General features: G+C 49.2%; 10 protein-coding genes and 1 tRNA gene. 7 read left to right on the top strand and 4 right to left on the bottom strand.

From position 1 onward, the window contains the following. Window positions 1-232: 232 nt before the first annotated feature. On the bottom strand, window positions 233-2,893 hold the full coding sequence (mutS, locus tag ACO05E_RS11905) for a DNA mismatch repair protein MutS (protein WP_419813154.1): 2,661 nt from the start codon (window positions 2,891-2,893) through the stop codon (window positions 233-235). 255 nt (window positions 2,894-3,148) lie between these two features. On the opposite strand from mutS, the gene recA reads away from it, so the two are divergent. The 3 genes from recA to ACO05E_RS11920 all read left to right on the top strand — a co-directional run bounded on the left by recA (window position 3,149) and on the right by ACO05E_RS11920 (window position 5,884). Further along, a complete protein-coding gene (gene recA / locus ACO05E_RS11910) occupies window positions 3,149-4,186 on the top strand; it encodes a recombinase RecA (RefSeq protein ID WP_419813155.1) in 1,038 nt (345 codons plus the stop codon). Further along, complete coding sequence (locus ACO05E_RS11915; RefSeq protein WP_419813156.1) at window positions 4,158-4,664, top strand: regulatory protein RecX; 507 nt, start codon at window positions 4,158-4,160, stop codon at window positions 4,662-4,664. Before recA ends, ACO05E_RS11915 begins: the two co-directional genes overlap by 29 nt. A 206-nt stretch (window positions 4,665-4,870) precedes the next feature. Beyond that, window positions 4,871-5,884, top strand: coding sequence for a helix-turn-helix transcriptional regulator (locus ACO05E_RS11920; RefSeq protein WP_419813157.1), 1,014 nt, complete (start codon window positions 4,871-4,873; stop codon window positions 5,882-5,884). 22 nt (window positions 5,885-5,906) lie between these two features. Here the strand turns inward: ACO05E_RS11920 and ACO05E_RS11925 are convergent, their stop codons facing one another. The 3 genes from ACO05E_RS11925 to ACO05E_RS11935 form a co-directional block, all read right to left on the bottom strand. Next, window positions 5,907-7,202: an NAD(P)/FAD-dependent oxidoreductase gene (locus ACO05E_RS11925; RefSeq protein ID WP_419813158.1), complete on the bottom strand. Its 1,296-nt coding sequence runs from the start codon at window positions 7,200-7,202 to the stop codon at window positions 5,907-5,909. A 71-nt stretch (window positions 7,203-7,273) separates the two neighbouring features. Next, window positions 7,274-7,522, bottom strand: a complete 249-nt coding sequence (locus ACO05E_RS11930; RefSeq protein WP_419813159.1) for a hypothetical protein — start codon at window positions 7,520-7,522, stop codon at window positions 7,274-7,276. Then, a complete protein-coding gene (locus ACO05E_RS11935) occupies window positions 7,523-8,542 on the bottom strand; it encodes a hypothetical protein (RefSeq protein ID WP_419813160.1) in 1,020 nt (339 codons plus the stop codon). Between the two features lie 212 nt (window positions 8,543-8,754). Between ACO05E_RS11935 and alaS the strand changes: the two genes are divergently transcribed. From alaS to ACO05E_RS11955, 4 genes are all read left to right on the top strand, one after another. Continuing rightward, window positions 8,755-11,397: an alanine--tRNA ligase gene (gene alaS / locus ACO05E_RS11940; RefSeq protein WP_419813161.1), complete on the top strand. Its 2,643-nt coding sequence runs from the start codon at window positions 8,755-8,757 to the stop codon at window positions 11,395-11,397. 227 nt (window positions 11,398-11,624) lie between these two features. Beyond that, complete coding sequence (locus ACO05E_RS11945; protein WP_419813162.1) at window positions 11,625-12,854, top strand: aspartate kinase; 1,230 nt, start codon at window positions 11,625-11,627, stop codon at window positions 12,852-12,854. A 190-nt stretch (window positions 12,855-13,044) separates the two neighbouring features. Then, entirely contained in the window at window positions 13,045-13,242 is a 198-nt protein-coding gene (gene csrA / locus ACO05E_RS11950; protein ID WP_255857519.1) for a carbon storage regulator CsrA, read from the top strand. A 122-nt stretch (window positions 13,243-13,364) separates the two neighbouring features. After that, a tRNA-Ser gene (locus ACO05E_RS11955) sits at window positions 13,365-13,454 on the top strand. Window positions 13,455-13,512 lie beyond the last annotated feature (58 nt).

Below are 13,512 nucleotides of genomic sequence, written 5' to 3' on the forward strand. Positions count from 1 at the left end.
ATCTCCTAGTTATCATCAGCTAATTCGGTTTGCTGTCTTCATCCTATAGTGAATTATCTTATATAAGGTGAGCAGCGTATTTTTAGTAATTAAACGGCAATTCTAGGTAGCCCTTGCCCGGGCCGCAAGCGTCCGACCAGACCAATGGGTTATAGTTTCCATTAGTCTGGTTCTAAAAAGGCCATCTTATATAAGTGGCTTTTATAAGGAGGCGGGCGAATATGGCTGCTTCTCAGAGCAACTCTTTGAGTTGATACAAACTCTCCAGCGCTTGTCGTGGCGTCATATTATCCAGATCCAGCGTGCCGAGTTTCTCTTCCACAACCGATGGCATCACAGAGAACATATCACCTTGCTGGGGCTGATGTTGGGGCTGGGGTTGATGTTGGATGTCGGTTTGTGATTGGTTTTGAGGTTGAGCAGGCTGTTCTGCAGCGGCCTGAGCGCTGGCGGCCGGTTCTTGTGACGCAGGTTGTGCCTGAGTCGGCGCCTGCTGCTCCAGTTGTTGTAGTTGTGCTTTGGCCTGGCTGATGACATTGGTCGGTACACCGGCTAACTGCGCTACTTGTAAGCCATAACTCTGGTTGGCAGGCCCCTGTTCAACCGAATGCAGGAAGATAATTTTATCGTCGTGCTCGGTCGCTTTCAGGTGGACATTGCAGGCATTGTCATGCTGTTCGGGCAGCGCGGTCATTTCAAAGTAGTGAGTGGCGAACAAGGTAAACGCATTAATAGAATCGGCCAGGTGGGCTGCACTGGCCCAGGCCAGAGATAAGCCATCAAAGGTGCTGGTGCCACGACCGACCTCATCCATCAGCACCAGGCTGTTTTCGCTGGCGTTATGAAGGATGTTGGCGGTTTCGGTCATTTCCACCATAAAGGTTGAACGGCCACCGGCAACATCATCGGCGCTGCCCATGCGGGTAAAGATACGATCAATCGGCCCCAAAGTGACAGCTTCCGCTGGAACATAGCTGCCAACATAGGCCAACAGAGTGATTACTGCCACCTGACGCATATAGGTCGATTTACCGCCCATGTTGGGGCCGGTAATAATCTGCATCCGCTGTTGCTGATCCAGCTGGGTATCGTTGGCGACAAACGGATCGGTAATCAGGTTTTCCACCACCGGATGGCGGCCTTGCTGAATATGTAAGACCGATTCATCGACCAGTTGTGGTTGTACAAAACGTAAGGTTTCCGCCCGTTCGGCTAAGTTAGTGAGCACGTCGAGTTCGGATAAGGCCGCGGCACTGACCTGCAAATTAATGAGGTCTTCGCCTAACTCGCGAACCAGAGTTTCGTACAGCATTTTTTCCCGGCTTAATGCGCGGCTTTTGGCACTCAGCGCTTTGTCTTCAAACTCTTTTAATTCGGGAGTGATAAAACGTTCAGCATTTTTCAGTGTCTGGCGACGAATGTACTCGGTAGGCGCCTGATCCGACTGAGCTTTGCTGATTTCAATGTAGTAACCATGCACCCGGTTGTAGCCGACTTTTAGGGTGTTCAGGCCGGTGCGCTGTTTTTCCCGCTCTTCCAGTTTGACCAGAAAGTCTCCGGCGTTTTCACTCAGGCCACGCAGCTCATCCAGCTCGGCATCGTAACCTTCGGCAATCACACCGCCATCACGAATCACCACCGGCGGATTTTCAATAATGGCTTGGGTTAAACGCTCAACCCACTGCGGAAACTCCTGCGCCCGCTCGTGTAACGCCACTGCCAGTGGTGTATCCAGGTCACGCAATTGTTGGCGAATCTCAGGTAATACGGTGTACGCATCCCGCAGACGTGCCAGGTCCCGAGGCCGGGCAGAGCCCAGTGCTACACGGGATAAAATCCGTTCGATGTCGCCTACTTGTTTCAGCGCTTTGTTGATGCCTTCCCAGGCGTAACCATCAATCAGCTGGCGAATAAAGCCCTGACGTTGTTGCAGTTGTTGCTGATCCCGAATTGGCCGGTTGAGCCAGCGTTTTAACAAACGGCTGCCCATGGCGGTGGCGGTTTTATCCATAATCCAGGTCAGGGTGTACTGATCATCACCTTTCTGGTTGATGTCGATTTCCAGATTACGGCGCGATGCCGGATCAATCACAATGGCGTCGTCTGGCTGTTCTACCGTGAGTGTACGAATATGAGGCAGGCTGTTGCGCTGGGTGTCCTGAGCGTAATGTAATAAAGCACCGGCAGCTCGAATGGCTACTGGCATGGCTTCACAGCCAAAGCCACGCAAATCACGGGTTTTTAATTGTTGTGTCAGCAGTCGCAGCGCGGTGTCTGATTCAAAATGCCAGGGTGCCATGCGCTTAAAGCCCATACGTTCGCTGATCATTTCCGGATAAGCATTCTCTTCATTGACCAATAATTCCGCCGGACGCAGGCGCTCAACTTCAGCCAGCAAGGCTTCTTCGCCATCGACTTCTAATACCGAAAACCGCCCTGAGCTGATTTCCAATACTGCCAGACCATGGCGTTGCTGATTTGAGCACAAGGCAACCAGCAGGTTGTCACTGCGTTCATCTAATAACGCTTCATCGGTTAGTGTGCCGGGTGTTAATACCCGAACCACTTTGCGCTCTACCGGCCCTTTGCTGGTCGCCGGGTCACCGATTTGTTCTGCAATGGCGACCGATACGCCCTGCTTGACCAGTTTGGCCACATAGTTCTCAGCGGCATGAAACGGTACACCGGCCATGGGAATCGGCTGACCATCACCGCTTTTGCCACGAGCGGTTAAGGTGATGTCGAGCAGTTGCGCTGCTTTTTTGGCATCGTCGTAAAACAGCTCATAAAAGTCACCCATGCGATAGAACAGAATGGTGTCTGGAAAGTCGGCCTTAATACGCAGGTATTGCTGCATCATCGGAGTGTGTTTGGTGCTGGGCTGAGCTGCCATGACAGGTGTCCTTAATCACGTAGTTGAATCGTGGAAATAGTGGGTACAAATGCGAGTGAAAAATGAAAGGGGGAATTGTAAGGGAGAGGGGTGAAAAAAGCCGTTAAAAAATTCCTGTATATCTTTCCAGTATTTTTTACTCTGAAGGGGTTGGCGGCTAAAAAAAGCTATGGTTAAATACTGGTTAAATTTACAGTGATCGAAACAGGTGTTTCACCCGCCGGTCTGAATGGTTAAACATTAAAGGAATTCTTTATGGACGCGAATAAGCAAAAAGCGCTTGATGCTGCACTGGGCCAGATTGAACGTCAGTTTGGTAAAGGCGCCATCATGAAGATGGGTGAACAACCACGTGAAGCGATTCCGGCGGTTTCCACGGGTTCTCTGGGGCTGGATATTGCTCTAGGCATTGGCGGTCTGCCAATGGGTCGAATTGTTGAGATTTATGGCCCGGAAAGCTCAGGTAAAACCACCATGTGTCTGTCAGCGATGGCGCAGGCGCAAAAGGCTGGTAAAACCGTTGCCATTATTGATGCAGAACACGCGTTAGATCCACTGTATGCCGAGAAGTTGGGCATTGATCTGGATAGCCTGCTGGTATCACAGCCGGATACGGGTGAGCAGGCACTGGAAATCTGCGACAGCCTGGTTCGTTCCGGTGCGGTTGATGTGATTGTGGTGGACTCCGTCGCAGCGTTAACGCCAAAAGCTGAAATTGAAGGCGATATGGGTGATTCCCACGTTGGCTTACAGGCACGTCTGATGTCTCAGGCGCTGCGTAAAATTACTGCCAACGTTAAAAATGCCAACTGTCTGGTGATCTTTATTAACCAGATTCGTATGAAAATTGGTGTGATGTTTGGTAGCCCGGAGACTACAACCGGTGGTAACGCCTTAAAATTCTACTCATCGGTACGTCTGGATATTCGTCGTACCGGCTCAGTGAAGCAGGGTGATGAAATTATCGGTAACGAAACCCGGGTGAAAGTGGTGAAAAACAAAGTATCACCACCATTCCGTCAGGCAGAATTCCAGATCATGTACGGTCAGGGCATTTACCACATGGGTGAAGTGATCGACCTGGGTGTGAAATGTGAACTGGTTGAGAAATCCGGTGCCTGGTACAGCTACAAAGGCAACAAGATTGGTCAGGGTAAAGCTAACGCTTCCAAGTTCCTGGAAGAAAACCCTGAAATGGCCGCTGAGATTGAAGCTCAGATCCGTGCTCAGCTATTAACCATTACAACCGATGAATCGGCTTCAGATGATGTGGACGCAACAGAAGAAGTCTGATTTTCTCGATGAAAATGAATTACGTCGCGCAGCAGTCGATCTGCTGTCGCGACGTGATTATTCCCGCCTAGAATTATTCCGCAAACTGAATTCCCGCTGCGAACATCCTGATGTGCTTGAACGCGTATTAGATGATCTTCAGCAACGCCAATGGCAATCTGACCAACGCTTTGCCGAGTCTTTTATTAACTCACGCTTTTCTCGTGGACTGGGCCCTGTACGTATCAAACAGGAGTTGCGTGAAAAAGGCATTTCGGCTGAAACCATCAGCCTGGTATTAGAGGCGTTTGAGGGAGACTGGTATGACAATGCGTTGCATACTCTGAAAAAAAAATATGACTCTCTGAAAGAAAATGATCCGAACCGAAAACAAAAGCTGTATCGTTTTATGGCCTATCGCGGTTTTACTCAGGATCATATTGCTTACGCTCTGGATGAAATAGGAAGTATTTCGGATAACGGTTCGCCTGATTTCTGACGTATTTATTTTTTGTCGCTTATTTCCACTCTTTGTAACAGCATTTGCGGTTTTCAGCTGACATTTGTTGCTCTGTCGTCTCTGTCTATTGACATAAAACGCACCGGAAAAGACACTCATATCAATAATATAAATACTCTATCTGTATTCTTATAACGATATATAAGCTGATTTACCGGGACGTGATAATAAATAATCAAAAATCCATGTTGAGACAGGATATCAACTCAACAGCTCAGGTTGATGTAGCCATTATTCAGCATTTGCTGGAATTCTGCGAGAGTCGGGGCATCAATACGACACCTGTATGGCAATTACTTAAATTAAATCCTGCTCAGCCATTACCGAGCTGGGTCGTTGCGTCACGTTTGTCCGATGTGTATCTGTTTCTGCAACAGCAAGGGATCGAGTACTCACAGATGTTGGCTGCCGGTGAGTATATTGCAAAGCAGGATTTATCAATCATGCGTATATTGCGCTACGGTGATTGTCTGGAAAATGTTTTACCCCTGTGCTGCCGCTTTTCACATTTTGTTGTGGGGCGCGTGACATTTGATATTGTTACCGGCCAGGATGAGGTTCGATTAAACCTGATATCTGCAGTTTCTGAAAATACATTTCATTATGCTGCGTTACTGGTTATTTCCGGTTTGTATTTTGTTTGCCGGGATGTGTTGGATGAAACCGGAACTCCAGGGAAATTAACCTTATATGTGCCGCAAAATATTCATCACGATATCGACTTCAGTATATTTCCCGGAATGAAGGTGCTGTGTGCTGACAGTTTTTCGTTAGGAATTTCAGGTACAGACTGGCAACGTAATAATCCTTTTCAGCAAGCTGAATCTTATCGTTATGAATTGCGCCAGCTGGAAAAAGGGCATCATAAATTCAATGAATATCTGGCGATTTATGGTGAGCTAAAATCCGTATTGCAAACGTATTTGCCAGACCGGCAACTGACTCAGGAATATGTGGCAGAGCGCCTGGGTATCAGTGTGCGTAATTTACAACGCCGTCTAAAAGCGCTGGGCACCAATTATCAGAATTTACTCGATGAAACACGCCATTCGCTGTCGTTATTGCTTCTGCAGCATGAAGAAATCCCTTTGTATGAAGTTGCTTATAAGGTCGGCTATAACGAGCCCAGCGCTTTTTATAAGGCATTTAAGCGCTGGACTGGTATGACCCCCGGCGATTATCGCTTAGCGAATCAATAATCGGTTAATGGTGTTTAACCCATTAATGCAGTTTAAGACGTGGCCGGATCACTTTATTGATGTGGCCTACTAAGGTGAGCAACAGCGTATGCCAATAACCGTGTAGTGCAATCTGATGCAGGCGATACAGGGAAACATACACCAGTCGCGCTAAGCGGCCCTCAATCATCATAGAGCCCTGAGTCAGATTGCCCATTAAACTGCCAACGGTGCTGTAACGACTCAGCGACACCAGTGAGCCTTTATCTTTATACACAAACTCCGGCATTGGCTGATTTTTATGGCGGGCTTTTAAGGCCTTAAATAAATGTGATGCCTGTTGATGCGCTGCCTGTGCGCGTGGTGGCACTGGTGTTCCGTCGTCCTGCAACATACAGGCGCAATCACCTAAGGCAAAAATGTTGTCATCTTCTGTCTGCAAATGCCGGTTCACCACAATCTGATTCACCCGGTTTGTTTCTAACCCCAGTGTTTTCATAAACTCAGGCGCTTTGACACCGGCTGCCCAGACTTTTAATTTGGCTTTGATCGGGCCCTGATCTTTTGTTTCGAAGCCTTCTGCCGTGGCGGCAGTAATCAGTGTGTTAGTACGAACGGTAACCCCCAGATTTTCCAGCTCTTTGGTCGCTGCTGCTGAAATGCGCTGTGGCAACGCTGGCAAAATACGCTCACCGGCTTCAATCAAGGTAACTTTCAGGTTTTCCGGTTTCAGATTCTTTAAGCCGTAACTCACCAGCTCTTCGGCGGTATTGTATAACTCAGCCGATAGCTCAACGCCGGTAGCGCCTGCGCCAACAATGGCAATATCCAGATCACGAATTTGATCATTATCGCCCGTTCTGGCATTGGCTCTGAGAAATTCATTCAACAGGGTCTGGTGGAATTTATCTGCCTGGCGGCGACTATCGAGAAATACACAGTGCTCTTTGGCACCCTGAGTACCAAAGTCGTTTGTCACACTGCCCAGTGCGAGTACTAAAGTGTCATAGCTTACCTTGCGTTCTGCCAGAACCTCTTCACCCTGATCATCCAGCATGGGAGCCAGAATAACCTGCTTATGGTTGCGATCCAGCCCGGCCATGCGACCCAGTTGAAAGTTAAAGCCGTGTTTTTTGCCATGAGCCCGATAGTTCAGCTCATCGATGCCCGAATCCAGGGCTCCGGTGGCGACTTCGTGTAGCAGCGGTTTCCACAAATGGGTTGAATTAGCATCAATTAACTCGATCTGAGCCAGATGACGACGCCCGAGTGAGCGTCCGAGTTGTGTTGCCAGTTCCAGTCCACCTGCGCCGCCGCCAATAATGACGATACGTTGCATAAGTCAACTCCGATCATGAATGTAAAAATGAAAAACTGCATACATTATACGGATAAAGACATGGCTGGCACTTATTGAGGGCGTGAGAAAGTGATTCCCCCGAGCAGGTGTAAAACACTGATCACAATAATGCACACGGCGACACTCTGTAATGCTAGGCGTAAACCGCCCGGCCAGTTGAGGTAGGCCTTATGCAGATGAAGAAAGCGGATATGAGCAAAGGGGCCGAGTGCCAGTCTGAGCATCAGCAAGGTGGCGCTCAGTACCAGCAGAACCAGTAATAAAGGTGTAGCAATATCCGCCGCAAAGGGAAGGGTCATTCAATTACCTGCAAGGGTCAGCTGCGATAGCTTATTCTGACACGCTTGCTGATTTAATGCTTCTTCAGCGCTGAACACTTCCAGTTGTGCGCATTGAGTCAGCAGTTGCTGTATTTCTCCGGCGTATTCTTTGTGATCCAGCCGGGTCAGGGCAATGGCGTATTCATTTAAAATAACCGGGAGTTGATTCTCCAGTGTCAGAGCTTTCTGAAACCGGGTTAACGCACCGGATTCAGTCGAACCGTACGTAATACGGCCAAGAAATGAACCAACCCGCTCGACAACACCGGCCTGTAAGGCGCCTTCAATGGCAAAATAAAGCGCCCGATCGGGAAACTGTTGTTGCATCTCTTTCAGCATATCCCGGGCAATGCTCAGATGACCGCTGCCAACCGCGGCCGACGTGGCTAATAACTCCAGTTCGCGGGCATAGGCATATGCTGCTCCAAATAACGCATCCGGATGATCCGGAACCAGTGGCAGCAGGGCTTCTGAATAACTAATGATTTCCTGATAATGATGCAGGCGTGTTTGTGGGTCGTGCTGCAGAAATGCCGTATGCATCAGACGAGCGTAAAACGCCGGAATAAGGCCTGCTGGCCCCAATTGAATTCCCAGTTCGTAAGCTTGCTGAAACTGACCCTGAAAATGAAAGCGCCATACTTGAGTAACGGCAGCGGATAACGGCTGAAAATCTCCGTTAATGGCTTGGCTGACAGCCGGGTGAACCGGCTGAGGTTGGGCGTTAGCAGAGTCAGAATCCGGAGCGTTCCAGTTGGTATCCAGTAACTGTGGATACCGCTGCGCTTGCTCGGCCAAGTTGTCGGCACTGGGAAAAGCAATAAACGTCGCTTTGGTTAACTCCGGCCAGTGCTGTTTGAGCTTGTCGCCGCTGTAATCAAAAACCGGTAGTGAATCCGGATAGCTGAGCCACTGTGCTTTATCACTGTCTGAGAAACAGAGGGCGGGCAATAATAGTCCTGAAAAAATAAGCAATAACCGGCGTGTTATGGCTGTCATACGTGCTTCTTCCTGAATCAATTTTGAGGCGATTATTCAGCACGTTGTGGCTTGCAAGGAGGTGCGATCCGGCCAATGTTGGTTGACCATTCGTGACCTAACGATACCTGGGTTAAACCGGAATAGGGCGCCTGAATGGATGTTGGTTAGCCCAACTACGGGGAAACCGCTATACTCTCGCTTTTATTTGTCCGCTCGGATTTAAGCACCGTATGAAAAGCTCAGAAATTCGCCAGAAGTTCCTCGACTTCTTTGCTTCCAAGGGCCACGAAGTGGTTGCCTCAAGCCCGTTGATTCCGGCTAATGACCCAACTTTGCTGTTCACCAACGCTGGTATGGTGCAGTTTAAGGACTGTTTCCTGGGTCATGATAAACGCAGTTACACCCGTGCCACTTCGTCACAACGTTGTGTGCGTGCAGGGGGGAAACACAACGACCTGGAAAACGTCGGTTACACCGCCCGTCACCATACCTTTTTTGAAATGCTGGGTAATTTCAGCTTTGGTGATTACTTTAAGCAGGATGCGATCAAATACGCCTGGGAATTCCTGACATCGGAACAGTGGCTGAATCTGCCAACTGAAAAGCTGTTGGTCACGGTTTATGCCGAAGATGACGAAGCTTTTGCTATCTGGAATAAAGAAGTGGGCATCCCGGCGGACAGCATTATCCGTATTGGTGATAACAAAGGCGCTAAATACGCCTCGGATAACTTCTGGCAAATGGGTGATACCGGTCCTTGTGGTCCGTGTACCGAAATTTTCTACGATCACGGTGAGCATATCTGGGGCGGTAAACCCGGTACGCCAGAAGAAGACGGCGACCGCTTTATCGAGATCTGGAACAACGTCTTTATGCAGTTCAACCGTACTGAAGACGGTGAAATGCAGCCGCTGCCAAAGCCATCGGTGGATACCGGTATGGGTCTGGAGCGTATCTCGGCGATTATGCAGGGCGTACATTCCAACTACGAAATCGACCTGTTTCAGGCGCTGTTAAAAGCAGCCGGTGACGTTACTGGTTGTAGCGATAGCGAAAACAAATCGCTGCGTGTGATTGCTGACCATATTCGTTCAACCGCCTTTTTGGTGGTGGATGGGGTATATCCATCGAACGAAGGCCGCGGTTATGTGTTACGCCGCATTATTCGCCGTGCGGTACGTCATGGTCATATGCTGGGTGCACCTGCGGGTTTCTTCCACAAACTGGTACCGGCTTTGGCTGAACAGATGGGTGAAGCCTATCCGGAATTAATCAAGCTGCAGGATCAGGTGGTTAAGGTATTACGCCTGGAAGAAGAGCAGTTTGCCAAGACTCTGGATAAAGGCATGGGCATTCTTAACGATGCTATTGCTAAGCTGGACGGTGACACCATTCCCGGTGAAACCGTGTTTAAACTGTATGATACCTATGGCTTCCCGCTGGACCTCACTGCCGACGTGGCGCGTGAAAAAGACCTGAAAGTGGATGAAGAAGGCTTCGATAAAGCCATGGCGCATCAGCGCGAAACCGCACGTGCGGCGGGTAACTTCTCTGCCAAAGCGGCGGGTGGTTTAGGTCTGGACGGTGCCACCGAGTTCTGCGGCTACGAGCAACTCAGCAACACGGGTGTTGTTCAGGCGCTGATTAAAGATGGCGACAAAGTCGATGCTCTGAACGCCGGTGATGAAGCGCTGTTAGTGCTGGATGCAACGGCTTTCTATGGTGAAAGTGGTGGTCAGGCTGGTGACAGCGGTTTCCTGAAAGCCGACGGCGTGGTGTTCCAGGTGAACAACACCACCAAAGACAACGGCAACCATATCCACCACGGTGTGCTGGTTGAGGGGAGCGTAAAGGTTGGCGATCAACTGAGTGCCGAAGTTGATGCCGACAAGCGTGCGGCGGCAACTCTGCACCACTCTGCCACGCACTTACTGCACGAAGCATTACGTCGCGTTCTGGGTGAGCATGTCACTCAGAAAGGCTCGCTGGTGACTTACGATAAGCTGCGTTTTGACTTCTCTCATCTGGAAGCCATGAGCTCAGAAGAGCTGGCCGCGGTTGAAGCCATAGTGAATGAGCAGATTCGCGATAACAGCGAAGTAGTTACACAGTTGATGAACATCGACGATGCCAAAAACAGTGGCGCGATGGCCTTGTTTGGCGAGAAGTACGACGACGAAGTTCGTGTGCTGTCGATGGGTTCCGGTGAAGGCAAAGAGCAGTTCTCTATTGAATTGTGTGGCGGCACACACGCCAAGCGCACCGGTGACTTAGGCCTGCTGAAAATCATTACTGAAGCATCAGCAGCAGCGGGTGTTCGTCGTATTGAAGCGGTTGCCGGTCAGGCGGCGCTGGACTTTATTGCAGAACAGGAAGGTGCATTAAACGGCATCGCTCGCCTGGTAAAAGGCAGCACGGAAAACGTCGCCGATAAAGTTGAGCAACTAGTGAGCCGTAGCCGTCAGCTGGAAAAAGAGATTGAAGCATTAAAAGCCAAGCTGGCCAGCTCCGCCGGTTCGGACCTGGCAGCCCAGGCAAAAGAGATTGCAGGTGTGAAAGTACTGACCGCCCGTATCGACGGCACCGATGTTCCAACCATGAAAACCACCATGGATGGCCTGAAAGACAAGCTGGGTTCTGCGCTGATTCTGCTGGCCGCCGATAACGACGGCAAAGTGACTTTGCTGGCCGGTGCCACCAAAGATGTGATTGGCAAAGCCAAAGCCGGTGATGCGGTGAAAGCGGTTGCTGAATATGTCGATGGTCGCGGTGGTGGTAAGCCAGAAATGGCTCAGGCCGGTGGTCAGAAACCAGAAGGTATTGATCAGGCGCTGGAAGCATTTGAAAGTTGGGCGGCTGAAAAGCTGTCTTAACTTCCTGCCACGTCTTAGTTTGATATTGAAGCCGTGTTATTGATATTCAATAACACGGTTTTTTATTGCCTGATAACTTGAGTTGGGTTGCGAGTTGTTCATTAAATGCTGACTTACTTGGTTAAATACCCTTGAAAACTGCCTGAATTACCACCAAATCTTTTCTGAATGGGCCAATTAGTGTTTAATTAGCGCCCCTTAAATTCAGTCGACCCCAGTGAATTATCATGGCGTTATACGTACAGAAATACGGTGGAACCTCGGTTGGTTCAATCGAGCGCATCGAGCATGTGGCAGACAAAGTAAAGTCTTTCCACGACGCTGGTCATCAGGTTGTGGTTGCCGTGTCGGCAATGAGCGGTGAAACCAACCGCTTAATTGGTCTGGCAAAAGACATTTCAGACAATCCAACTCCACGTGAAATGGATGTGTTGGTTTCGACCGGTGAGCAGGTCACCATTGCTTTATTGTCGATGGCATTACAGAAGCGCGGCATTAACGCCCGTTCGTTTACCGGCTGGCAAGCGGGTATGAAAACCGATAGTGCTTATATGAAAGCCCGTATTGAAGACATTGATACGGATGCTATGCGTGCCCAGCTGGATGCCGGCGGTGTGTGTGTGGTAGCAGGCTTTCAGGGTATCGACGACGATAACAACATTACCACGCTGGGCCGTGGTGGTTCTGACACTACCGGTGTGGCACTGGCTGCGGCACTAAAAGCCGATGAATGTCAGATCTATACCGACGTGGACGGTGTGTATACCACCGACCCGCGCGTTGTGCCTTCTGCCAAGCGTATGGAAAAGGTTACGTTTGAAGAAATGCTGGAAATGGCCAGCCTGGGCTCAAAAATTCTGCAGATTCGTTCGGTTGAGTTTGCAGGCAAATACAAAGTTCCGCTCCGTGTTCTTTCCAGCTTTCAGGAAGGAAACGGCACTCTGATCACAATGGAGGAGAACAGCTCCGTGGAAAATCCAGTTATTTCCGGTATTGCTTTTAACCGCGATGAAGCCAAAGTCACCGTAAAAGGTGTACCTGATATTCCGGGTGTTGCTTCTAAAATTCTGGTTCCGGTCAGTGATCAGAATGTTGAAGTCGACATGATTATTCAGAATGTGTCGGCCGATGGCACTACGGATTTCACCTTTACCGTTCACCGCAATGACTACCAGAAAACATTAGATATTCTGCGTGCCACTGCGGAAGAATTAAAAGCTCGTGAAGTCACCGGAACTGATGACATCTGTAAAGTGTCTATGGTGGGTGTGGGAATGCGTTCTCACGCTGGTGTTGCCAGCAAGATGTTTAAAGTTCTGGCAGACGAAAATATTAATATTCTGGCGATCACCACTTCTGAAATTAAAATTTCAGTGGTGATCGAAGAAAAATATCTGGAATTGGCAGTGCGCGCGCTGCATACAGCATTTGGATTAGATGCTGAAGCGGACGCCTGATTTCTGTCCTTCCTGATAAGTTTTAAAGAGAGCTCAATGACTGATCTCTCTTTAATAACTAAAAATTCTCAATAACCCTAAAGTTGTCGCTTTCAATCTGGCCAGACTGGTCAATACTGGATGCAAGGGATGAGAACTCGGCTTATGCCAACAGCACCCTAAAATCGAACAGGAATGTTAGGAGAATCCTATGCTTATTTTAACCCGTCGTGTAGGCGAAACACTGATGGTTGGTGACGATGTAACTGTTACTGTCCTTGGTGTAAAAGGAAATCAGGTACGAATTGGTGTAAATGCACCAAAAGAAGTGGCTGTACACCGTGAAGAAATCTATCAGCGCATTCAGCGCGAAAAAGATGGTGATGGAGAGGCGAACGGCAACTACTGATCCCGTCGGCCTGTTGGCGCTGACAGGCCGGATATTTTTCAGGAAAAATTTCTAAAGTATTAATTTCTTTGAAATTTTTCTTTGAATTTCAAAATAACGTGGTATTATGCGCGCCGTGACATGGAGAGATGGCCGAGTGGCTGAAGGCGCGCCCCTGCTAAGGGCGTATAGGTTTACCCCTATCGAGGGTTCGAATCCCTCTCTCTCCGCCACGTTTTTCTGCTTCATGCAGATGCGTATAAAATGAGTTGACACACTTTGTTTTCTCTG

The sequence above is a fragment of the Bacterioplanoides sp. genome (genome assembly GCF_965226395.1).
GTDB lineage: Bacteria > Pseudomonadota > Gammaproteobacteria > Pseudomonadales > Oceanobacteraceae > Bacterioplanoides.

What these genes read in the sequence shown, in the direction of transcription:
- mutS (WP_419813154.1), bottom strand. Translation starts at nt 2,893, where the DNA reads ATGGCAGCTCAGCCCAGCACCAAACACACTCCGATGATGCAGCAATAC.
- recA (WP_419813155.1), top strand. Translation starts at nt 3,149, where the DNA reads ATGGACGCGAATAAGCAAAAAGCGCTTGATGCTGCACTGGGCCAGATT.
- ACO05E_RS11915 (WP_419813156.1), top strand. Translation starts at nt 4,158, where the DNA reads ATGATGTGGACGCAACAGAAGAAGTCTGATTTTCTCGATGAAAATGAA.
- ACO05E_RS11920 (WP_419813157.1), top strand. Translation starts at nt 4,871, where the DNA reads ATGTTGAGACAGGATATCAACTCAACAGCTCAGGTTGATGTAGCCATT.
- ACO05E_RS11925 (WP_419813158.1), bottom strand. Translation starts at nt 7,202, where the DNA reads ATGCAACGTATCGTCATTATTGGCGGCGGCGCAGGTGGACTGGAACTG.
- ACO05E_RS11930 (WP_419813159.1), bottom strand. Translation starts at nt 7,522, where the DNA reads ATGACCCTTCCCTTTGCGGCGGATATTGCTACACCTTTATTACTGGTT.
- ACO05E_RS11935 (WP_419813160.1), bottom strand. Translation starts at nt 8,542, where the DNA reads ATGACAGCCATAACACGCCGGTTATTGCTTATTTTTTCAGGACTATTA.
- alaS (WP_419813161.1), top strand. Translation starts at nt 8,755, where the DNA reads ATGAAAAGCTCAGAAATTCGCCAGAAGTTCCTCGACTTCTTTGCTTCC.
- ACO05E_RS11945 (WP_419813162.1), top strand. Translation starts at nt 11,625, where the DNA reads ATGGCGTTATACGTACAGAAATACGGTGGAACCTCGGTTGGTTCAATC.
- csrA (WP_255857519.1), top strand. Translation starts at nt 13,045, where the DNA reads ATGCTTATTTTAACCCGTCGTGTAGGCGAAACACTGATGGTTGGTGAC.